The organism is Caballeronia sp. S22 (assembly GCF_964261745.1).
GTDB classification, from domain to species: Bacteria; Pseudomonadota; Gammaproteobacteria; order Burkholderiales; family Burkholderiaceae; genus Caballeronia; species Caballeronia jiangsuensis.
In genome coordinates this window covers 666,786-687,009 of the sequence record NZ_OZ180039.1, presented here as the reverse complement: position 1 = coordinate 687,009, position 20,224 = coordinate 666,786, and the positions used below count along the sequence as shown (strand labels likewise).

Sequence of the window (20,224 nt, the reverse complement as noted above, 5' to 3'; positions counted from 1 at the left end):
TCACGCCACCTCCGTATCGGTGCGATGCAGGCGGCGCGTCAGCCGCTCGCGCCACTCGATGAACGCGGGCGACGACTTCACCGCGCGGGCATCGCGGTTACGGATGTAGTCGCGCGAAAAGGGCAGCTCGTGTACTTCCTCGATGCGTCCGGGGCCGGGCGTCATCAGCACGAGGCGCGTCGCCAGGAAGAGCGCTTCCTCCACGCTGTGCGTGATGAAGAACACCGTCTTGCCGGTGCGCGCCCACACGTCGAGCACGAGTTCCTGCACGTTCTCGCGCGTGAGGGCGTCGAGCGCGCCCATCGGCTCGTCCATCAACAGCACTTCGGGATCGCTCGCGAGCGCCCGCGCAATCCCGACGCGTTGCTGCATGCCGCCCGAAAGCGCGTAGACCTTCGCCTGCTCATGCTGCGCGAGGCCGACGAGCGCGAGCGTGCGACGCGCGATCTCGCGGCGCTCGTCGCGCTTCACGCCGCGAAAGCGCAGGCCGAGCGCGACGTTGTCGATGACATTGAGCCACGGCATCAGCGCATGTTTCTGGAACACGACGCCGCGCTCGGCACCGGGCCCGGCGATCGGCTCGCCGTTGAGCGATGCGTCGCCTTCGGTCGGCTCCAGAAAGCCGGCGAGGCAGTTGAGCAGCGTGGTCTTGCCGCAGCCCGATGCACCGAGCGCCACCACGAACTCGCCGCTGCCGATCTGCAAATCGACGCCCTTCAACGCGGGCGTGCTCGCGCCTTCGTAGGTGACGCCGAGATTGCGGATGGAAAGCGACGTCATTTCGCCCCGCCAACGATCAGCGTGCGGCGATGGATAGCAGGTTTCATGGCGCGGGCGAAGTGATGTAGAGAAGCCTTCGACTATAGGCACTTTGCATGCCGCCGCTACGAATCAATCGTGCGTAGCAAATCACGCGGCGCGTGATTCGCATATACGGCCGGCCGTACTTCGAACCGTTCGATGCGAGCGGTCATCACTTGCCGACGACGCGAACCGCGCCATGCGACGACCGCATGGCGCGCGACGCTCACGAATAGAACGAAGGTTTCGGAATCTTTTCGTTGAGCGCCCAGTCGCCCAGTTCGCGCACCTTGTAGTCGATCGGATCGTGCAGCGTATGCACACGCACGTTGCGCCAGAAGCGGTCGAGGCGCAATGCCGCCGTGGTCGAGCGCGCGCCCGTCACTTCGAACATGCGATGCGCGACCTCCAGCCCCGCGCGCGCCGCCGCGACTTTCGATGCCGCCACGGCGACCGCCACTTCGCCACGCTCATGTTCGGTCAGGTCGAGTCCGCGCGACCAGGCGCGGTCGAATGCCTGCATTGCACGCTCGACGAGCAGGCGCGCGCCTTCAAGCGCGACCCAGAAGTCGCCGTAATGCGCGAGCACGTAGGGATCGTCGGCGGGACGCTCGGCGGCCGAAGCGATCCACGGCCGCGTCTGCGCGAGCGTCGCGTCGCGCGCGGCCTGCAACGCCCCTTCGCCGATGCCCAGATAGATGTGGCTCAAAATCGACTGCGCGAGCAGCGGCCGTAGCGTGGCGAACGGGCTGGAGAGCGGTCCGGGCTGAAGCAGCAGTTCGTCCGTGGCGATGGGCACGCGCTCGAACACCACCGTGCCGCTGTCGGTCTGACGCTGCCCCATGTTGTCCCAGTCGTCGAGCACGGTGATGCCCGCGCGATTCGTCGGCGTCACGCCGATGAGCAGACGCCCGTCGCCGTCGAAAGCGGAAGCGAGCAACTGGTCCGAATCGCGCGCGCCGGAACAGAAGCTCTTGCGGCCGTCGAAGACATAGCCGCCGCCGTTATCGGGCAGGGCGCGCGTGCTCTTGTCGAGCGGATTGAGCGCATTGCCCCAGAACCACCCTTGCTCGACGGTCTCTGCGAGCCAGCGGCGAATCTGCTTGTCGCTGCCGAACAGACGGATCGTCGCCAGTTGCAGGTGATGGAACGCGAAGAGATGCGCGAGCGAACTGTCGACCTGCGCCATGCGCCGCACGACATCGAGAGTCGTCGACCAATGCGCGCCGTCGCCGCCGAACTCCACCGGAATCGAAAGCCTGAGCAGGCCGCTTTCGCGAAGCAGGTTGCGTTCATGAAAAGCGGTGCCGCCCGACTTGTCGCGCGCGGCGGCCGTCTTCGCCCACTCCTTTAATACCGCGTTCAACGGCTCGATCCATGCGGCGTCGTCGGTACGACTCATTGCGCTATCTCCTGATTGTCACGGTTTCGCCGATGCGGAAAACCATTCGTTGATTTGGCTTCTCGTGGCCGGTTTACTGCGTCGCGTCCATTGCAGACGCGAGAGCCACATGAATGAGTTTCGCCGATTGCGAGCCAGCGCGCTGGTTATCGCGTCGGGTTCGCTTCGTCCGGAGAGGGCTTCATCCTCGAAGCGGCTCTGGAGCAGAGGCATCGAATGACTCATCGCGCGTGTGTCGTCGTTGCGTCAGACAGATCGCGAAAGCTCGCGGCCGTGTGACGCGGCCCGAGCCGCGCGCCATCGCCGAAGAGCTTTTCACGCAGCGTTCCCTGCGCATACGAAGTCTTGTAGATGCCGCGCGACTGCAATTCGGGAATGACGAGATCGATGAAATCCTCGTAGCTTTCCGGCGTCACCGTGCGCGCGAGATTAAAGCCGTCGACGCCGGCTTCATCGACCCAGGATTGCAGCGCGTCGGCCACTTGCGCGGCATCGCCGACGATGGTCGTATAGCGTCCGCCCAGTTGCATCTGGTCGAGCAGATGCCGCACCGTGATGCCGCGCTTGCCGTCGGTCACGCGCTGCACCGACGATTCGATGCCGCGTCCCTTGTGGCCACCCGGAGGCGCGAGTTCGTCATCGGGCGCGTAAGTGGAATAGTCGATGCCGCTGCCCGCCGCGAAGTGTGCCAATCCTGCCTCGGGGCTCGCATACCGCGCGTATTCGGCGTACTTCTCCTCGGCCTCGCGCTGCGTGCGGCCGACCACCACGGTGATGCCCATGACGATCTTCAGATCGCTGGCGGCGCGTCCCGCCGCGACCGCCTGCGCGCGCAACGCGTCGACCAGCTTGCGCGTGCCTTCCTTGCTCTGGCTCGACACGAACACGCATTCGGCGTGACGCACGGCGAACGCCTGACCGCGCCCCGACGATCCCGCCTGGAACAGCACCGGCGTGCGCTGCGGCGAAGGCTCGCACAGGTGATAGCCTTCGACGTCGTAATAGCGGCCGCGATGCCGGACCTTGCGGACCTTCGCGGGATCGGCGAATACGCGGCCTTCACGATCGCGCCGCACGGCGTCATCCTGCCAGCTTCCTTCCCATAGCTTGTAGAGCACGTCGAGATATTCGTCGGCGCGGTCGTAGCGCTCGTCGTGCGGAATCATTTCGGTGCCCCCCATTGCGCGCGCGGCGCTGTCGAGGTAGCCCGTCACGATGTTCCAGCCGATGCGCCCTTCGGTCAGATGATCGAGCGTCGAGAAGCGCCGCGCGAGCAGATAGGGCGCTTCATACGAGAGATTCACCGTGATGCCGAAACCGAGATTCTGCGTGGCGGCGGCCATCGCGGAGACGAGCATCATCGGATCGTTCACGGGCAACTGCACCGATTCCTTCAGCGTGACATCGACCGATTGCCGATAGATGTCGTAGACGCCGACGATATCCGCGATGAACAGTCCGTCGAACAGGCCGCGTTCGAGCAGCTTCGCGAGATCGGTCCAGTACGAAAGCTTCCGATAGTCCGTCGAACGATCGCGTGGATGGGTCCACAGGCCATGATTGATATGGCCGACGCAGTTCATGTTGAACGCGTTCAGAATGATGTGCTTCTTGGTCATGGAAGGACGGGCGTGAGATTCAGGCGACGCCGATGCGCCATTGTGATTCGTGAAGCGAAGATTATCAGCAACGACCGCGCCGGCGCTAAACGACGAATTGTCAGAAGCTAAGGCGAAATCGTCGTGACACGGCAGCTTCAGGCATTCGAAGTATTTATCGATTGTCTGTGGCGTGCTGTCGTCGGAAGGTTCAGACTCATTGAGTCCGTACCAACGCGTGGACGAGAGCATCCGTCATGGAGGAAAACATGCGCAAGCTGTTCTTCACAACAGGATCGCCCTTCGCGCGTGCCGTACGCATCGTGCTCGTCGAAAAAGGACTCGACTTCGAGCGTGAGGAAACCTACACGACGCCCAGCGCCGAAGAGCGTGCGAAGGTGGCGCCCACTCTGCAGGTTCCTACATTGGTCGATGGCGATATGACCTTATGGGATTCAGCCGTGATCATCGACTATCTCATGTCGAGTTATGCGGGGAGTCCTGTGCCCCAAGGCACGCCGCCGCTTGCGACTGATTACGTGCGCGCGACGGAAGGCTGGCACGACAAGCTCGTCCTCGCCACGTTGCAAACCTTCGGCGTGTCAACGACGACGGTGTCGCAACTGCAATGGTCCGGAGTCCGGCATGAAGAGAACGGACATGCCGCGCGATGCGCCATTCGCAATCAGCATCTACTCGACTGGTTCGAGGCGCAGCTTGTCAGCGCCGACGACGGTTTCGTCGCCGGCGTGGTTTCCGCTCAGGACATCCTGCTTGCATGCTTGTGTCACTTCATCGAACGTCGGCCACTGCGATTATCGTGGCGGTCTCCATCTCGGCCCAAGGTCGAGTCGTTGGTGGCGCGAATGGAAAGACGATCGTCTTTCCAGCAGGAGGGCGCGCTTTGGTGGGAGCCGGGCGTGACGTATGCAACCGTCGCTGAAGTGGAATGGGCGAGCCGTAAAACCATTTACGACGGGCCCAGCTTCAGCGACTGGTCCGCGCAGTCCGCAGGTTCCAGACAATAACCGCCCACGCTATTGCGCCTCGTTGGTTCGATTGCAGGCGAGCGCATGAACGGATGCAGGCCGCCGGTTGCCCTGCCAAACACGTCTGACGACCGCGGGGCTGAACAGCGACGACGGCGGCATCATCAGGTTGACGACCTTTAGAAACGCGGTCGCCAACGTGCTGTCCCGTGTCGCGGCGAGATGAAGCTTGCCGATGTACCAGTTGATGAAACGCATCGCTGGCGTACGCGCGCCCTTGACGTCCGGATGACGGAGATCGTTGCCGACCGCGATGTCCCACGGAATATCGACGATCCTTGCAGCCGCCCCGAAGAATCGACGCGCAAGGCCGGACGAACCCGCGCGCAGGCACTGATGCAGCGTCAGCGCTTCCTCTGCCGCGACCGTCATGCCCTGGCCGTAGACAGGGTTGAAGCTGCAGATGGCGTCGCCGAAAGCCAGGTAATTGTCGGGGAAACGCGCGAGCCTTTCGTACCGCCGGCGCAGGCTTGAGACATGGCGATAGCGCCTGAAATTGGTCAGCGGCTCCACTCTTGCGACGACGTCATGAATCTCCATGGTCGGCAGCGTCGCCAGATACGCGAGAAAGCCCGCGTCGTTGTCCGGTGCGTCGTCGCCAAGATAACCCCCGGCGCTGACGATCCAGGTTTCGTTTTCCTGTGCGAGCATGACGCCGTTGCGCCAGTTCGGCGCGCTGCCCGCGACGACGATACCGTGCTTGCCGTCGAGATCGCCCGGTCTGCGCCGATAGGTACGGGTCATATAGCAGATGCCGATCTCGACCTTCTCATCGGCAGGTGAAGGGTAGCCGAGCGCTTCGAGCCACGCGGGACTGGATGAGCCACGACCGGTCGCATCGACGACAAGGTCCGCCTCGATGATCTCTTCCGGCTTGCCCTCGGCACATGCGCGCACGCCCGTCACGCGCTTGCGAGCGGGGTCGGTGACAAGCGCCCGCACTGCGCAATGTTCGATGGCATGCACGTTGGGTAACCTCAAAAGTCGTCGACGCAGATGGCCTTCGAGCACCGGACGGCTCGCAAGCAGACCGATCAGGTCGCTTGCGCCGTTGGCAAGCCTGACGTTGCGGCCGATCCAGATCACATCGTTGGCTACATCGCCGATCAGACCGCCGCTTTGCGTGACGACGTCATCGTTATATCCGGGGAAGAATTCCTCGAAGATCGCACTGCCGCGGGCAAGTAGCCCGTGCGTATGACGACCCTGCGGCACGCCCTTGCGCGAACTGTCCGCAGCAGGAAACGCATCGCGCTCGAGCACGGTGACGCTGGTATAGAAATCCGACAGTACGCGGGCGGCCAGAAGCCCACCTACGCCGGCGCCGATCACGATCGCATGCTCGCCCAGTTTCTTCATGGCAATCCTCCAGTTCAGTCTGTCGCGATGAGCCGGCGGCCATCGTCTGCAGGCAAATGCTAGGATTGCGTCGTCCCCTGAGCGTCCCCCGGACGCCGTCGTCGAGAGCTTCCTTCATGGCTTTGTTCAGCGTGCGAACGCTTGGATTTCCGGAGATTCGTCGGGACGGCCGGCCGTGCCAACTGGCTTTGCGCAAGGGCCTGGCTCTGCTGGTCTATCTGTCCGAAGCGAAGACGCCGGTCGGGCGCGACGCCTTCGCGACGATGCTGTGGCCGGAAGGCTCCGAAGAAGTCGTGCGGGCGCGGCTGCGGCGTCTGTTGCATCGTCTCCAGCTTTCGCTCGGCGAGAACGTTCTGACTATCGACCGCTCGACAGTTCGATGGTCGGAGTCGATCGGCCTGCAAGTGGATTCCCGGCTATTCGAAGAGGCCTGCGACCGCGGCGAGTTCGAGCGGGCGTGCCGCGAGTATTCGGGCGATTTTCTCGAGGGTTTTTCGCCCGGCGACTGCCCGGAGTTCGACGAGTGGGCTTTCTTTCGCCGCGAAGCATTGCGGGGCCGGGCGATCCAGGCGCTCGAGCGCGTGGTGCAGGACAAGAACGCGGCCGGTGACTATGCTGCGGCGGCCGCGCACGCCGGCCGTCTTGTCGAGTTCGATCCGCTCAGCGAAGTGTACGGCCGTCATCTCATCCGCAACCTTCTGCTTGCCGGAGACCGGGCCACGGCCCAGCGGCACTTCGAGGCTCTGACACGTCGCCTTCGCGACGAGCTTTGCGTGACGCCCGAATCCGAGACGCGCGCGCTGCTGAGCGACAGCGCAACGTTGACCATCGACGATCCTCCGTCGACGCGCTACGTGAGCGGCGGCGGCGTCCATCTCGCGTACCAGACCTACGGCGTCGGCCGGATCGATGTTCTGCTTCTGCCGGGTTTCGTCTCCCATGTCGAGCGGGTTTGGGAGGAGCCGCGTTGCCGGGCGTTTCTGTCCTCCCTCGCCAGCATGGGCCGTCTCATCCTGCTCGATCGTCGCGGTGTCGGTCTCTCCGATCGCGTTGGGTTCAATCCCGGCGTCGGCGCAACCGCGCAGGACATCGGCACGGTACTCGACGCCGCCGGCAGCCGTTGGGTCGTTTTGTTCGGCGCGTCGGAGGGCGGGCCGGCGTGCATCAAGTTCGCCGTCGATCACCCCGATCGCGTCGCCGGCCTCATTCTGTTCGGCTCCCTGGCGAAAGGGACCGCGACGCATGACTATCGCCACGCGCTGCTGGCGGCGCAGTATGACGAGTGGCTGCGGCAACTCATTGCAAGCTGGGGCGGGCCTGCGGGTATCGAGACATTCGCGCCGAGCCTCTCCGGCGATCCTCAGGCGAGAGCCTGGTGGGCAGGCATGCTTCGGGCTGCGTCGAGCCCGGGAGCCATCAAGGGCGTGCTGGAGGCGTTGCGCGATATGGATGTGCGGCATCTTCTGGGCCGGATTTCCGTCCCGACGCTGGTGCTGCACCGTCGCGACGACCGCGCCGTTCGCATCGGCGCGGGCCGCCATCTCGCCAGCCATATCGCGCTTGCGCGATTCGTCGAACTCGATGGGGCGGATCACTGGGCTTTCGCCGGAGATCAACAGCCTGTCCTGGACAACATCAGGCAGTTCGTCGAAAGTCTTGCGGCCTAAGTGCGAACGGAGGGCAGACCGACCAGTTATGAAGACATTGTTGATCGTCTATCACACGATGACCGGCGGCACGCAACAAATGGCCGAGGCGGCCGCTGCCGCCGCGCGAGAACAATCCGGTGTCTCGGTCAATTTGAAGCAGGCCGTCGAAACATGCCCGGAAGACGTTCTTTCGGCCGACGGTTACCTGTTCGCAACGCCGGAAAATCTCGCGACGATGTCGGGTCTGATGAAGGACTTCTTCGATCGCTGCTATTACCCGGCGCTCGACCGCCTGAACGGCCGTCCCTACGCGGCGATGATCTGCGCGGGTAGCGATGGACAAGGCGCGCTGCGCCAGATCGAACGTATCGCCCTGGGATGGCGTCTCAACGCGGTGGCGCCGGGAATCATCGTCTGTACGCATGCACAGACGCCAGAGCGCATTCTGGCGCGCAAAGTCATCGGTAGCGCCGATCTTGCGCGCTGCGCGGAGCTTGGCGCGGGATTGGCGGCCGGTCTTTCGCTCGGCGTGTTCTAGCGTCGCATCGACCTTTAAAGGTTCGACAATCCGGCAATTCGGTATGAGCGGTTCAGGCCCTCTGCAAGATGTCCATCGCCGTTTCGGTATCCTGCAAGGAATCGACGGCGATATAGGCGATGAACTGTGAGCCAAGCACCGCGGCGGACACACCGCGAAGATTGACGCCACCATCGGCAAGCATTTCAGTGACTCGCGCGACGATCCCCAGTTGATCCATACCCATCACACGGACGGAATGAAGGCTCGGAGTCACGCTGAATCCCGCCTGCGTAGCGGCACGGATCTCGCTTTCGCCCTGCAATGGTGCGACGAATACGACGCCCTTACCCGATGCTTCAGGCGTGCGCCGCGCGACGACGAATTGCAGATCGACGCCAGCATCGCGCAATGCATTCAACACCTGTGCAAGGCCGCCCGGTTTGTCATCGATGGTGGCGGCCCAGACATCGACACGTTCGACATGCAGCTCCATGGCAATTTCTCCCGACAATCGCATTGCAAATCAAAATCTAGTTCATCGATCGCGTGCGAACAAGAAGGCGAGTTAAGCGACGCGCGAAGACTGGCGGTTACGCATCGGGAGCCTGCGGCCTCGGTTGTGCGGTGTCGTCATCCGTGGAATAAGCAAAAACTTATAGGTCGGCGATAATTACTAAATAGTGTAAATATTTTTGGGACCTTATATTTTTTGTCGACGTCAAACGAGCCGGCCCACGGCGAAGTGCACGCATTCAACGATTCTGAGAGGCAAGCAATGGCAATCGACGCGATCGTAGCGAACATGGACCTCGTGTGGACCAGCACTGTCGAAGACACCAAGCCGGCAGTGAGATACGAGCAGAGCGCCGCGCTCAAGCGCTTCCTGCAAAGCGTGCGGGACGACGGTTATCCGCTGCTGCTCATGAGCGAGCTCAATGCGGAGACGCTGAACGACGCCATCAGCGAGACTCTCGGTGATGACGGCATCACATACTTCTCATCGATCCTGTCATCGAGCGCGTGCATGTCGCGCTATGAGGTGGCGCTTCACACGCTCGCGACGCCCGCGCACCGCGTGGTCGCGGTGGGTGTCGATGAACGTGAAATGGAAGAGGCGCGTAGCTCGGGCATCACGCAGTGTGTGCCTTTGAGCGATGCATTGCGCCGCGGCGACGCACGGTTCGGTCCGTCCGATCGCAACGAATCGGTGTAAAGCACTCAGTCTTTTTCAGGGTAAGCAATATAACGGATGATCTTCCAGCTACCGTCAGGCTGGCGGCCGAATACGTCGAGGCCCGTCTCATCGTTGGACTCCTGCTTGCCGTCCTTGGTAACGATCGATCTCCATGTCAGGCGCACGATCGCGAGGTCACCTGAGACGATGATCTCCTTGATCGTGAGGTCGTAACGAAGCGTTTGCGCAGGGTCGGCCAGCGCGTGGTGCAGACGGGCACATAACATCGGATAGGTCCGCTCGGGCGCGCCGTAGAAATCGTAACGAAGATCGGGCGCGAAGAGGTCGCAGATATGCGCGGCACGTCGTGCGTTGAAATCTGCGCGCCACTGTGTCAGAGCGGAGCGGATGGTGCTCGCGGGATCATCGTTGACTGTCGCTGCGTTCAGCGCGCAAGAGAGTGCGGTCAGGAGAACGCCGACCGTGGCGATGCGAAGTACCCGTCGAGTCATTTCCGGCTCCTCTTTTATGCGTGCGCGGGATCGTTAGGATTCCGCAGGTAATCGCAGGACACGGCACTACTTTCGATGCACAAACACGAAGTCCAGTTCGCTTGTCAAGGCACGCCGTTTCGGCAGTATTGAGCGAAGCCGGGCCGGTCGGAAAGACGTTCCAGATAGGCGGATACGGCGGCCAACGCCGGATGGTCGAACGGCGTTTCAAGCCAGCGATTCACGGAAAGCGCAATCGGAATATCGGCGAGGGAGAATCGCTCTCCCGCTACGAACGCTTCAGTTGCGGATAACTGTCCGTTCAGTATCTCCATGTTTCTGTTCCATGCAGCGATCGATTGGGCGGTCTCTTCCGCCGCGCGGTGTGTCGGCGATTGCCGAACCAGCGCAAGGAACGCGTAGCTCCACGAGCGGTTCAAGTCTGTTGCTTGCCAATCCATCCACTGATCGACACGGGCACGCATCTTCGGCTCTGCCGGATACAGGTGCAGACCGTCGTAGCGTGACGCAAGGTATCGGATGATGGAGTTTGACTCCCACAGAATGAAGTCATCGTCCTTCAGCACGGGCACCTGGCCGTTCGGATTCAACGCAAGAAAATCGGACGTCAGCGTGGATCTGAATCCGCTGCCCCAATCCTCTCTCTCGAAAGGCAGGTGCAACTCGGTGCAGGTCCATAGCACCTTGCGCACATTGATCGACGAAGCCTTACCCAGGATTTTGAGCATGGAGAGTCCTGAAAGCGGAGGGTTCGCGTCACTGTAGACCGCGTTTCGATGCGAACGCAATGCACAGTTTTGCGCGATACCGCCGCCGCTTCAGTCCGATCCGTGGGCGACCTGATGTAGTTCTCTAGTAAGGCCTGTTTTACCCATTCTTGCGGCGACTTGTCGCGGATTCGGGCCAGTGGACCAATTATTATTTGCTTGATTAGTCAACCATTGCCCGGGCCGAAAATCTCCGGAACAGGGTGACGGTCCCGGTACCCATCAGGGCCCGGCACTTGAAGAGATTCGAGTCATGGTAACGCGTCATCCCCGCAGCTTGCCGGCCAGAAGTTATACGGGCGTCAGCACGCAATTCGTTTTGAGCCGGACTGCGCAGATTCTCGGCGTGCACCCGATGATTATCGGTGTCCTCGGCACCGGCCTTGCCGTCGGTTTGATGACCTTGATGCTCGATGCGGTACAGATGAGTCTCGGGGATTCAACGGTGCTCGTGCTCGCGGTGACGCTTGGGGTCGTTGCTGTTTCCGCTTCCTGGCTCCTTGCATTCATGCTTCGAGAGCAGGTCAGCAAGGAGACCAAGCTCAGGCGCTTATCATCGACCGACCCGCTTACCGGGCTTGCCAATCGCCGCAGCCTCGAATTGCATCTTGCTCAGGAGTGGGACAAGGCGCGGGAACGCGGCTCGCCTCTTTCCGTCCTTTTCATCGACATCGACCACTTCAAGCGATTCAACGACACGCTCGGACATGCCGCCGGCGACGAAGTGCTCATCGCGGTTGCGCACTGTGTTCAGCGGGTGGCTCGTCGGTCCGTCGACTTTGTCAGCCGGTACGGCGGTGAAGAATTCGTGGTGGTCTTGCCCAAGGTGACGGCCGAAGCAGCATCGGCGATGGCCGATGCGATCAGGACGGAAGTGCAGGGCATGAAGCTTCCGCTCCTCACGGGCAAGGATCAATGCATCACGGTATCCATCGGTGCTGCGACATGCAATCCGGATGAGGACTTCGCGCCGACCCGCCTGGTCGAAGCGGCCGACGCGCAGATGTACGCCGCCAAAATGGCTGGCCGCAATCGCGTATGCGCTATCGCATTGGGCGAAGCCGCTGTAACGACTTGAGCGTTACTGTAGGCAAGGCAGCGCTTCAGGGCGATTCCTTTTCCCAACCCGGTCCGGGATCGAACGACTTCATCGCCTGCGCCATTTTCGCACCGTCCGGGCCAAGATCGCGCTCATAGACCTGTCCGTCGTGACTGACCATAAAGCTCTTGATGCCCGTTTCCCCATAATGGGCGGGCCACGCGATCACGGCAAAGCCGCCGAACAGACGGCCGTTGACCATGTAGTCGTATGCGCCGCCCGGCGCGTGAGACCCCTGTGCTCGTAGCAGCTTGTAGTGGTAGCCGTAGTAGCCACCCTCCGATCTCGCACGAGCGCCGGCCGTCATGAAGGCAGGACCGAGCGGGCTCGGCTCTTCATCGGTGCTGGTCGGCCAATACAGTCCGTCGTGCTTGCCGTTGCTGCTGGCGAACTTGTCGGCGTAGACATAGACCTTGTTGCCGTCGTGATACTTCGATGCGTAGTCACGTTGGGCATCGTAGATGGCGAGCATCGTCTGGATCACGGCAAGCTCGTTGCGTCCGATCTGCCGAAGGCGCATCTCGTCGGCGCCTGCGCGCATGTCGAATTCCCAGCCTCGCTGTGTTTTCACGAGCGGGATGGGCAGCGTCCAGCCATCGTTGCCGACGACGATCCGGGCGTGGTCGCTGTCGGTCGTCTTGATCGCGTGGGAAGCCTGCCACGCGGTCAGGAACTTGCTGCGGAGATCCGCGCCGACCGTAGGAATCGCGTCGCGAAAGTCGGCGCCCAGCAAAGCCTTGAGTTCGCCTTCGTCGTTGTCGGCGATCGCGGTTCCGAAGGCGTTCATCGCTGCATCGGGTGTCTGGAAAAACTTCTGCGCGCTCATCGCCGGAACCGGGATGACGGCGAGCGCGAGCGCGACGATCATCGTGCTTCCTGCCACGGCGAGGAGCGCGCGAATCTCCGATAGTCTTTTCATGATCGCTCTCCTCATCGCCGTCCGCCGCCACGCCCACCGCCGCCGCCGCCACCACCACCGCCATGACGCGCGCCGCCACCGCCGCCACGATTGAAGTTCGACGACTGGACGCTCGACTGTCCACGGTTGAAATCGCGTTGCGCCGCACCACCGCCGCCGCCGACGCCCTGAAATGCGGTGTCGCGCGCGCCGCCGGCGTATGCCCCTCGATTGCCTGCCTGCGCGCTCGCTGCGCCGCCACGGGCGGGCGATTGAGCGCGATCCGGCATTTGAGCCGCCCGATTGGCGGTCTGAGGACGATTGCCCGCCGCCGCCTGACGATTAGGCGTATTCGCTCGATTGCCCGCCGCCGCCTGACGATTGGGCGTGTTCGCGCGATTGCTCGCGCCCGCGGTATTCGCGCCGGCGCGGTTGGCGACATTCGCGTTGTTCGCGCGGCCTGTCCGGTTAGCGGCTCCCTGATTGCGTGCCGCCGATCGATCCGCCGTGCTCACGCGCTCGGGCGTAGCGCCGGTGCGTCCACGATAGTCGCGTCGCGCATCGGCGCCTTGCACGCCGCGTGAGTACTTGTCGCGCGTCGCGTTATCGCGATAGGCAACGCCCTGGCGGTGCCCCGCGTCATGCTGCCACTTGCCGCCGCCTTGGACCTTGGTGCGATCGAAGTTGCGGTCGATGTTCGTCGCCTTGTTGATGTTGACGTTGACGTCGTTGTTGTTCCAGTTGCAATTGCTGAAGATCGCGCCCGCCGCGGCGATGCCCAGGCCCCACGCGAATCCACTCGCGAGGGCGGCTCCGGGATAATAGGCCGGTGGCGGCGGCCAGTACGTCGGCGGGTAGGCCGGGGCGGGCCAGGCGCCATACACGACGGTCGGATTGTAGGATGGCACATAGATGACCTGCGGGTCGGCAGGTTCGATGCGCACGATATTTTGCGCGGGAGGTGCCTGACCCGGCTGGCCGCTCTGGCTCGCGGCGGAACGTGGTTCGACACTCACTTTCTGCTGCGGCGTCGACTTCAGATGTCCGGAATCCTGCGCGCGAATCCTCAGGCGCTGCACGGCAGCGAGCACGTCGTTTGGCTGAGCGAGAAAGGCATCTCCGAGTCGCTGGGTCCAGTCCAGCTTGTCGTTCATCGGTACGAGCACCTGCGGAAACGCCACCAGCGATTTGACGCTGACGTCCCATGTCTCATTCTGGACGGCCTTTACCGCGGCGTCGCCCTTCACGTCCGGATGCGCTTTGACCCACCGGCCAGCGTGCACGATTTCCAGCGGATACGTCGAGGCCATCAGCACCTGCGACAACAGCGAATCGGGATAGAGCGCGATGGGCGCGACCAGCCCCTCCAGTTCCTCGGGCGGATATTGCTGAGCCGAAGGCTGGGACGTCGAGGCGGGCAACGGAGGCAACGCCGCAGCGGAGGCCGGAGCGACCTCCGAGGCCGGCGCCGCGACAGAGGCAGGGGCTGCTGCCGAAGCTGGAGCGGGCGCCGATGCGGACTGACTCTGGGCCGGCTGATCCTGTTGTTTCGAAGGGCAGCCTGTCAGCAAGACGAGGAGGCTTGCGCAAAGGAGCCGTCCACTCCATGTCGTCATGACCACCCCCGTTCGGTCCGTTGTCGGCAATACGGTCGCTCAGTGAATAATGGTCTGGCTCGTTGTGTCTGGTGAGCGGCCACACTACCAGCATAGGTCGGGTGGTCGTGTCTGTCAGGTTATCGCCGACACATCGTCTCGTTGAGACACGCACGCGTCCAGTTCCTTGAATTCACTCTGGCGTTCGCATACTGTGACCAAAGAAGCCGCCTGCTCTCTTGTAACGGGAGTGACGTAGCGGACCGCGATGACTTCCCTGAAGGAGATGAACGTGCGAGCTTCCGACATCATGACGACTTCGATCATTACGGCGAGCCCGGACATGTCGATACGGCACGCTGCGGGAATGATGGTGTTCGCCGGCATCAGCGGGATGCCTGTGGTCGACGCGTCCGGCAGGCTGCTCGGCATGGTTACGGAAGGCGATCTGATGCGTCGCGCGGAGATTGGGACGGGCGTCAAACAGCCCTCGTGGTGGCTCGAGCTTGCCGCGTCCTCGACTGAACTCGCGAGCCAGTATGTGAAGGAACACGCGAGGAAGGTCGAAGATGTGATGACGACCGACGTCTCGACGGTGACCGAAACATGTCCTGTTGCCGATATCGCCGAGCTGCTCGATCGTCGTCGTATCAAGCGCGTGCCGGTCATGCGCGACGGAAAGGTCGTGGGCGTGGTAAGCCGGGCCAACCTGATTCGCGCGCTCGTGACCATGGCACCCGATGTGTCCACGGCGGCGGAGAGCGGCGATAACGCCATTCGCGAAGACGTACTCGCGGCCATGAAGGATCATCCCTGGGCGCTCGCGCGGGAAAACGTCACCGTCGAAAACGGAACCGTGCATCTCTGGGGGCCGGTCGTTCGTTCTGAAGAAGGCAACGCGATTCGCGTGGCGGCCGAGAACGTGCCGGGCGTGAGAGACGTCAAAACGCACTTCGGGCTTCCGCCGTCCGATTCGTCGTCGCGTTAGCAAGGACGAACTTCTTTATTAGCGTCGATCGCGCGAAACTGTCCACGACAGGTGCGCGGGTGTCAGTCGCGTTGTCGCGGTTGGCGCTTGACGAGCCGCACAAAAAACCAGTGACAAACGATGAACAATCAACTATCTACTTTGAGAGATTGAAATAGTTGGCGTGGTCCGATATTGCTTTCGCGGTGCGCGGCAAACTATGTAATACGCAGGCAAGACAATTCCGCGCATTGAGGGCGATCAAATGAACGAGATTCATGCGATGCGTGTCTTTGTGCGCGTAGCGGATACGGAAAGTTTCCACAGTACCGCTCGACAACTGCGGGTCTCCAACGCGTTGATCAGTCGCGCGATCGCCTCGCTCGAGGCGCGGCTGAAAACCCGGTTGATCAATCGCACGACCCGCAGGGTATCACTGACCGAAGCTGGCGCACGCTACCTCGAAGGATGTCGCACATTTCTGGAGGAGCTGGACCATCTCGGGTCTACCATCGCGCGTACGGAAGACGAACTCAGCGGCGCGTTGCGCGTCGTCGCTTCGACCGCGGTTTCCCAGTTCACCTTGACTCAACTCGTTGATGGGTTCCGCAAGCTCCATCCGAGCGTAACGGTACGGCTGACGCTTGCCGAGCGGCATGTCCATTTCGTCGAAAATGGATTTGATGTTGGCATTGTCACGGGGCTGGCGGATGACACCGCGGTCGTCAAGCGGACGGTCGGCGTCAATGCATTTGTCCCTGTGGCCACGCCGGCATTTCTGCGCGAGCATGGCCTGCCTGCCGCTCCCGGAGAGTTGCGCCGCCTGTCGTCGGTCGGATTGCAAGAGGAGATGCGCAGTCAGACCTGGAATTTCCGCAGCCGTCACAGCATCGTGGATGAAGTCACGCTCGCACCGGCGTACTCGGTCGATAACTGGTTTCTGGCTCGTCTCGCGACGCTCCACAGCATCGGGTTCTCGATCCTGCCGAGAGGCGTGGTGCAGACGGATCTGGACGACGGCATACTTGTTCGCCTGTTGCCGGACTATTCGATCGACGAGCCCGACAAGCATATCTTCATCGCCTATCCGGTGCGTCAGCATTTGCCTCGCAAGACGTGCGCGTTCATCGAATATGCACTGGATTATCTGAGCCGGGAACTGGCAGTCTCGAATCGGCGAACTGAAGACATCGACACGTTGGCTCTGCAGCAACCGCAGTCGCTTCCTGATGCGATTAGCGTCGCGGCGAATGCGATCTGACGGATAACGAAATAAATGAATAGTTGTTTTAGATCGGTCTAATGCTATGAACGGAGGCGGACATGAAGGTGAACCCACGTGGTTTCACAGGTCGCGTTCTTGCCGGACTGTTGTTGTCATGCACATGCGCCCATGCTGCGAACCTGAACTTCCTCAAGGACACGCCGATCAGCTATATGAAGCCCGCCGACCGCAAGGCGCTCAATCGCGCCGCTCAGGAAGCGCTCGACACGAAGAAGGACGGCCAGTCGATGAAATGGAACAACAATGGCACGGGTAACACGGTGCATATCGAAGGCACGGTCACGCCGCGCGACACTGTGAAGCGCGACGGCGGGACGTGCCGCAAAGTCACGCTCGTCGCGGTCGCGAAGGGACAGACGCAGACCTGGACGCCGACCGCGTGCAAGAAAGGGGGGGCGGAGTGGCGCATCGAGAAGCAATGACGCGCCGACCCTCAGATCGAAGATGTGCGATCCGCGCGCGCGGCGTCACGATACGCATCGACCGCGCTGCCGATGGTCGGATGAAAGCACGCGTCGGGAAAAATCGACGTCAACTCGAAGCGTCTGAGCTTGTCGCGGACGGGGTCTTTCATCTCGGCGAAATGCAGCTCGATACCGCGTTCTCTCAACGCGCGATGCAACTCGCGCAGCATGTCGGCGGACGTCACATCGACGCTCGTCACCGGCTCGGCAGTGACGAGGACGCGCTTCACCGGCGTCGGTGCGTCATTCACCGCTTCGATCACGCGTTGCTGAAACAACTCTGCGTTCGCGAAGAAGAGCGGCGCATCCCATCGAAACAGCAGTAGTCCCGGAATCTGTTCCGCGTTGGGGTAGCGCTTCAGGTCGTGATAGCCGCGCAATCCCTCCACACGGCCGAGCACCGCGAAATGCGGGCGCCAGCCGTCCCACAGGAACTCGATGACCGCGATCACCACGGCGATGCAGATGCCGGGTATCGCGCCGAACACGGCAACGCCGACGAAGCAGCATACGGAAAGCCAGAACTCCCACTGCTGGATGCGATAGATGCGCTTCAGATCGCTGAATTCGAAAAGACCGATCGCCGCCGCGATCACGACGGCCGCGAGCGCGCTATTGGGCAGATGCCGCAGAAGATTCGGCGCGGCGAGCAAGACGGCCGCGACGGCGAGCGCGCCGACGATGCCCGTCACCTGCGTGCGCGCGCCCGCCGCTTCGGCGACCGGCGTGCGCGACGAACTGCTGCTGATCGGAAAGCCCTGGAAAAGTCCGGTTGCGAGATTGGCGACGCCCAGCCCGATCATTTCCTGATTCGGATCGACGCGCATGTTGGCGCGTGCCGCGAAGGTGCGCGACAGCACGCTCGTGTCCGCGAACGCGATCAGCGCCACGGCGCAACCGCCGAGCACGATCCGGACGATATCCGCGCCGCTCGCCCACGGCAGCGACAACGCCGGCAATCCCTGAGGAATCGTCCCGAGCACCTTCACACCTTCGCGGTCGAGATGAAACACCATGACGCACAGGGTCGCGAGCACGACTGCGATCAGAATGCCCGGCACCTTGTCGAAGCGCTTCAGCAGCAGGATGAGCACGAGACTGCCTGCGCCCACGGCAAAGCTGGTCCAGTTGGATTGCCCGGCCGCGATGGCTTTGACAAGTTCAAACAGATCGCGCAGCGGTCCGCGGTCCTCGATGGAAATCGCGAAGAGCTTGGGCAACTGGCTGATCAGCACCGTCAGCGCGATGCCGTTCATGTAGCCGTAGCGGATCGGCTTGGACAGCAACTCCGTGACGAAGCCGAGCTTGAGCAAGCCGAAGACGATGCAGACGACGCCCGACACGATCGCCATCATGCCCGCGACTGCGATGGCGCGCGAAGGATCGCCCGACGCGCCGATCACGACGACCGCGAGGACGGGCGCGGCGAGCGCCGAGTCGGGACCGAGCACGAGAATCCGGCTCGGACCGAAGATCGCGTAGGCGAGCAGCGGCACGATCGTCGCATACAGACCGCAGACGCCGGGCACGCCCGACGCCTCCGCGTACGCGATGCCGACCGGCACGAGCATCGTCGTCAGCACGAGGCCGGCGATGATGTCGTTCTTCAGCCATCCGGCGCGATAGCTCCCGAACATCGCGACAATCGGCAGATGGCGCATCCAGCGCTGCACCGTGCCGGTGACGACCTGTCGCGACCGGGTCGTGTGATCAGTCTGCATGAATCGGCATCGTCGAGCGTTCAATGAAGAAAGCGCGCAAGCACGACGACGTATGCCGCCGTGATCGCGAGCTGACACAGCGTCACCGGAAGGCCATAGCGCAGAAAGCGGCCGAAGCTGATCGGCGCCCCTTCCTGCGTGCAGATTCCCGCAGCCACGACATTCGCGGCGGAACCGACGAGCGTCGCGTTACCTCCGAGCGTCGCGCCGTACATCATCGCGATGAAGACGGGAATGACCGGCGCGGGCCACTGCGTGAATTGGTCCGACAAGGCCGATTCAGGGACGAATTCCGCCGTGACGAGATAGCCCTTGACCATCAGGATGGACGCGGCCGCGACCGGCACGTTCGCGAGCAGCGAAGAAAGCAGTCCGATCCCGCAGATCATCGCGAGCGCGACGAGCGTGAGGCGAGTGCCGAACACCTCGTACAGCTTGAGCGACATCACTTGCAGCAGGCCCGTCTTCGCCATGCCCTGCACGAGACAGAAGATGCAGGTCAGGAAGAGCAGCGTCTTCCAGTCGACATCGCGCAGCACGCGATCGGTGGGCTCGACCTTGAACGCGTACGCGACGAGCAGCGCGAGCGCGCTGGCGATCACCGCGACCACGGGCGGCACGATGCGCGTGGGCAACTCCTCGCCGAGCACGAAAAGCACCATCATAAGCGCGAGCACGAGGACCGCCAGCGCGGCGTAGAGCGGCCGCTTCAGTTTGGCCCGAGGAGTGCGGGGCGGCAGGGGCTTGACGCTGCGCCAGATGCCGCGCATCAGAACGGGCAGGAGCGGAATCACCACGCCGATCGCGAGCAGGCCGCCGAGGCTCGCACGCTTCAGATACTCGCCGAAGCTCATGCCGATCGAACTGCCGACGAGAAAGGTCGCCGGGTCGCCGACGAGCGTGAGCAGGCCGGCGGCATTGCTGAGAAGGGCGGTGAGGATCATCGGCGGCACGATGTCGATGTCGAGCGCGCGCGCGACGCGAATGATGATCGGAGCGAGCAGGATCACCGTCGTCGCATTGGGAAGCAGCGCGCACAGCGGGGCGACGATCACGATTAGCAGGAGCAGAAAGCGCTTGCCGCTGCCCGCCGTGGCCCTGAGATAGTAATCGCCGACGAGATCGAAGAGGCCGGTGGTCGCCAGTATGCGCGCGACGACCATGCCGCCGAACAGCAGGCTGAGCGGCCCCGCCGCGGTTCGCGCGGTCGCGAGCAGATCCTGTTCGTCGATGATGCCGAGCGCGATCAGCACGCTCGTGCCGACGAGCGCGGCGACGGCCATGTCGATCAGATCGAAGGCGATCACGAGGATCACCACCGAGAACACGCCGACGACGAGATAGATTTGCCAGTCGCTCATGAT

General features: G+C 62.6%; 19 protein-coding genes. 8 read left to right on the top strand and 11 right to left on the bottom strand.

Annotated elements, in window-relative coordinates:
• The 3 genes from ACEN42_RS34995 to ACEN42_RS34985 all read right to left on the bottom strand — a co-directional run bounded on the left by ACEN42_RS34995 (window position 1) and on the right by ACEN42_RS34985 (window position 3,822).
• Entirely contained in the window at window positions 1-780 is a 780-nt protein-coding gene (locus tag ACEN42_RS34995) for a taurine ABC transporter ATP-binding protein (protein ID WP_250487616.1), read from the bottom strand.
• 247 nt (window positions 781-1,027) lie between these two features.
• Window positions 1,028-2,203 carry an acyl-CoA dehydrogenase family protein gene (locus ACEN42_RS34990; RefSeq protein WP_371883171.1) on the bottom strand — a complete coding sequence of 392 codons (1,176 nt, stop codon included), beginning with the start codon at window positions 2,201-2,203 and terminating at the stop codon, window positions 1,028-1,030.
• A 221-nt stretch (window positions 2,204-2,424) separates the two neighbouring features.
• Window positions 2,425-3,822 (bottom strand): LLM class flavin-dependent oxidoreductase, encoded by a 1,398-nt coding sequence (locus ACEN42_RS34985; protein WP_371883170.1) that lies wholly within the window; start codon window positions 3,820-3,822, stop codon window positions 2,425-2,427.
• 248 nt (window positions 3,823-4,070) lie between these two features.
• On the opposite strand from ACEN42_RS34985, the gene ACEN42_RS34980 reads away from it, so the two are divergent.
• Window positions 4,071-4,829 (top strand): glutathione S-transferase family protein, encoded by a 759-nt coding sequence (locus ACEN42_RS34980; RefSeq protein ID WP_371883169.1) that lies wholly within the window; start codon window positions 4,071-4,073, stop codon window positions 4,827-4,829.
• 9 nt (window positions 4,830-4,838) lie between these two features.
• Here ACEN42_RS34980 and ACEN42_RS34975 read toward each other — a convergent pair whose 3' ends face one another.
• Complete coding sequence (locus tag ACEN42_RS34975) at window positions 4,839-6,209, bottom strand: NAD(P)/FAD-dependent oxidoreductase (protein ID WP_371883168.1); 1,371 nt, start codon at window positions 6,207-6,209, stop codon at window positions 4,839-4,841.
• 116 nt (window positions 6,210-6,325) lie between these two features.
• On the opposite strand from ACEN42_RS34975, the gene ACEN42_RS34970 reads away from it, so the two are divergent.
• Complete coding sequence (locus ACEN42_RS34970) at window positions 6,326-7,876, top strand: alpha/beta fold hydrolase (protein ID WP_371883167.1); 1,551 nt, start codon at window positions 6,326-6,328, stop codon at window positions 7,874-7,876.
• A gap of 28 nt (window positions 7,877-7,904) precedes the next feature.
• Complete coding sequence (locus ACEN42_RS34965) at window positions 7,905-8,396, top strand: flavodoxin family protein (protein WP_371883166.1); 492 nt, start codon at window positions 7,905-7,907, stop codon at window positions 8,394-8,396.
• A 52-nt stretch (window positions 8,397-8,448) separates the two neighbouring features.
• Here ACEN42_RS34965 and ACEN42_RS34960 read toward each other — a convergent pair whose 3' ends face one another.
• On the bottom strand, window positions 8,449-8,871 hold the full coding sequence (locus ACEN42_RS34960; protein WP_371883165.1) for an ACT domain-containing protein: 423 nt from the start codon (window positions 8,869-8,871) through the stop codon (window positions 8,449-8,451).
• A gap of 282 nt (window positions 8,872-9,153) precedes the next feature.
• Here ACEN42_RS34960 and ACEN42_RS34955 point away from each other — a divergent pair, with 282 nt between their 5' ends.
• Complete coding sequence (locus tag ACEN42_RS34955) at window positions 9,154-9,591, top strand: hypothetical protein (protein WP_371883164.1); 438 nt, start codon at window positions 9,154-9,156, stop codon at window positions 9,589-9,591.
• Window positions 9,592-9,596: 5 nt separating this feature from the next.
• Here ACEN42_RS34955 and ACEN42_RS34950 read toward each other — a convergent pair whose 3' ends face one another.
• A complete protein-coding gene (locus ACEN42_RS34950; RefSeq protein ID WP_371883163.1) occupies window positions 9,597-10,064 on the bottom strand; it encodes a DUF4440 domain-containing protein in 468 nt (155 codons plus the stop codon).
• A gap of 104 nt (window positions 10,065-10,168) precedes the next feature.
• On the bottom strand, window positions 10,169-10,792 hold the full coding sequence (locus tag ACEN42_RS34945; RefSeq protein WP_371883162.1) for a glutathione S-transferase family protein: 624 nt from the start codon (window positions 10,790-10,792) through the stop codon (window positions 10,169-10,171).
• Between the two features lie 292 nt (window positions 10,793-11,084).
• On the opposite strand from ACEN42_RS34945, the gene ACEN42_RS34940 reads away from it, so the two are divergent.
• Entirely contained in the window at window positions 11,085-11,909 is an 825-nt protein-coding gene (locus ACEN42_RS34940) for a GGDEF domain-containing protein (RefSeq protein WP_371883161.1), read from the top strand.
• A 25-nt stretch (window positions 11,910-11,934) separates the two neighbouring features.
• Here ACEN42_RS34940 and ACEN42_RS34935 read toward each other — a convergent pair whose 3' ends face one another.
• Together ACEN42_RS34935 and ACEN42_RS34930 are read right to left on the bottom strand one after the other, a co-directional pair.
• The gene (locus ACEN42_RS34935; RefSeq protein ID WP_371883160.1) at window positions 11,935-12,849 is read right to left on the bottom strand and encodes a DUF2950 domain-containing protein; all 915 of its coding nucleotides are present in this window, start codon (window positions 12,847-12,849) and stop codon (window positions 11,935-11,937) included.
• Window positions 12,850-12,860: 11 nt separating this feature from the next.
• Complete coding sequence (locus ACEN42_RS34930; protein ID WP_371883159.1) at window positions 12,861-14,249, bottom strand: DUF3300 domain-containing protein; 1,389 nt, start codon at window positions 14,247-14,249, stop codon at window positions 12,861-12,863.
• 460 nt (window positions 14,250-14,709) lie between these two features.
• Between ACEN42_RS34930 and ACEN42_RS34925 the strand changes: the two genes are divergently transcribed.
• The 3 genes from ACEN42_RS34925 (at window position 14,710) to ACEN42_RS34915 (ending at window position 17,097) form a co-directional block, all read left to right on the top strand.
• Window positions 14,710-15,411 (top strand): CBS domain-containing protein, encoded by a 702-nt coding sequence (locus tag ACEN42_RS34925; RefSeq protein WP_371883230.1) that lies wholly within the window; start codon window positions 14,710-14,712, stop codon window positions 15,409-15,411.
• A 244-nt stretch (window positions 15,412-15,655) separates the two neighbouring features.
• A complete protein-coding gene (locus tag ACEN42_RS34920; protein WP_371883158.1) occupies window positions 15,656-16,651 on the top strand; it encodes a LysR family transcriptional regulator in 996 nt (331 codons plus the stop codon).
• Between the two features lie 62 nt (window positions 16,652-16,713).
• Entirely contained in the window at window positions 16,714-17,097 is a 384-nt protein-coding gene (locus tag ACEN42_RS34915) for an RT0821/Lpp0805 family surface protein (RefSeq protein ID WP_371883157.1), read from the top strand.
• Window positions 17,098-17,108: 11 nt separating this feature from the next.
• Here ACEN42_RS34915 and ACEN42_RS34910 read toward each other — a convergent pair whose 3' ends face one another.
• Window positions 17,109-18,860 carry a SulP family inorganic anion transporter gene (locus ACEN42_RS34910; protein ID WP_371883156.1) on the bottom strand — a complete coding sequence of 584 codons (1,752 nt, stop codon included), beginning with the start codon at window positions 18,858-18,860 and terminating at the stop codon, window positions 17,109-17,111.
• Between the two features lie 20 nt (window positions 18,861-18,880).
• Window positions 18,881-20,221, bottom strand: coding sequence for an SLC13 family permease (locus ACEN42_RS34905; RefSeq protein ID WP_371883155.1), 1,341 nt, complete (start codon window positions 20,219-20,221; stop codon window positions 18,881-18,883).
• Window positions 20,222-20,224: the final 3 nt, after the last annotated feature.

Coding starts and splice junctions, on each gene's coding strand:
- ACEN42_RS34955 (WP_371883164.1), top strand. CDS start 9,154: ATGGCAATCGACGCGATCGTAGCGAACATGGACCTCGTGTGGACCAGC.
- ACEN42_RS34995 (WP_250487616.1), bottom strand. CDS start 780: ATGACGTCGCTTTCCATCCGCAATCTCGGCGTCACCTACGAAGGCGCG.
- ACEN42_RS34940 (WP_371883161.1), top strand. CDS start 11,085: ATGGTAACGCGTCATCCCCGCAGCTTGCCGGCCAGAAGTTATACGGGC.
- ACEN42_RS34960 (WP_371883165.1), bottom strand. CDS start 8,871: ATGGAGCTGCATGTCGAACGTGTCGATGTCTGGGCCGCCACCATCGAT.
- ACEN42_RS34910 (WP_371883156.1), bottom strand. CDS start 18,860: ATGCAGACTGATCACACGACCCGGTCGCGACAGGTCGTCACCGGCACG.
- ACEN42_RS34950 (WP_371883163.1), bottom strand. CDS start 10,064: ATGACTCGACGGGTACTTCGCATCGCCACGGTCGGCGTTCTCCTGACC.
- ACEN42_RS34925 (WP_371883230.1), top strand. CDS start 14,710: ATGAACGTGCGAGCTTCCGACATCATGACGACTTCGATCATTACGGCG.
- ACEN42_RS34905 (WP_371883155.1), bottom strand. CDS start 20,221: ATGAGCGACTGGCAAATCTATCTCGTCGTCGGCGTGTTCTCGGTGGTG.
- ACEN42_RS34985 (WP_371883170.1), bottom strand. CDS start 3,822: ATGACCAAGAAGCACATCATTCTGAACGCGTTCAACATGAACTGCGTC.
- ACEN42_RS34945 (WP_371883162.1), bottom strand. CDS start 10,792: ATGCTCAAAATCCTGGGTAAGGCTTCGTCGATCAATGTGCGCAAGGTG.
- ACEN42_RS34935 (WP_371883160.1), bottom strand. CDS start 12,849: ATGAAAAGACTATCGGAGATTCGCGCGCTCCTCGCCGTGGCAGGAAGC.
- ACEN42_RS34975 (WP_371883168.1), bottom strand. CDS start 6,209: ATGAAGAAACTGGGCGAGCATGCGATCGTGATCGGCGCCGGCGTAGGT.
- ACEN42_RS34920 (WP_371883158.1), top strand. CDS start 15,656: ATGAACGAGATTCATGCGATGCGTGTCTTTGTGCGCGTAGCGGATACG.
- ACEN42_RS34970 (WP_371883167.1), top strand. CDS start 6,326: ATGGCTTTGTTCAGCGTGCGAACGCTTGGATTTCCGGAGATTCGTCGG.
- ACEN42_RS34915 (WP_371883157.1), top strand. CDS start 16,714: ATGAAGGTGAACCCACGTGGTTTCACAGGTCGCGTTCTTGCCGGACTG.
- ACEN42_RS34965 (WP_371883166.1), top strand. CDS start 7,905: ATGAAGACATTGTTGATCGTCTATCACACGATGACCGGCGGCACGCAA.
- ACEN42_RS34990 (WP_371883171.1), bottom strand. CDS start 2,203: ATGAGTCGTACCGACGACGCCGCATGGATCGAGCCGTTGAACGCGGTA.
- ACEN42_RS34980 (WP_371883169.1), top strand. CDS start 4,071: ATGCGCAAGCTGTTCTTCACAACAGGATCGCCCTTCGCGCGTGCCGTA.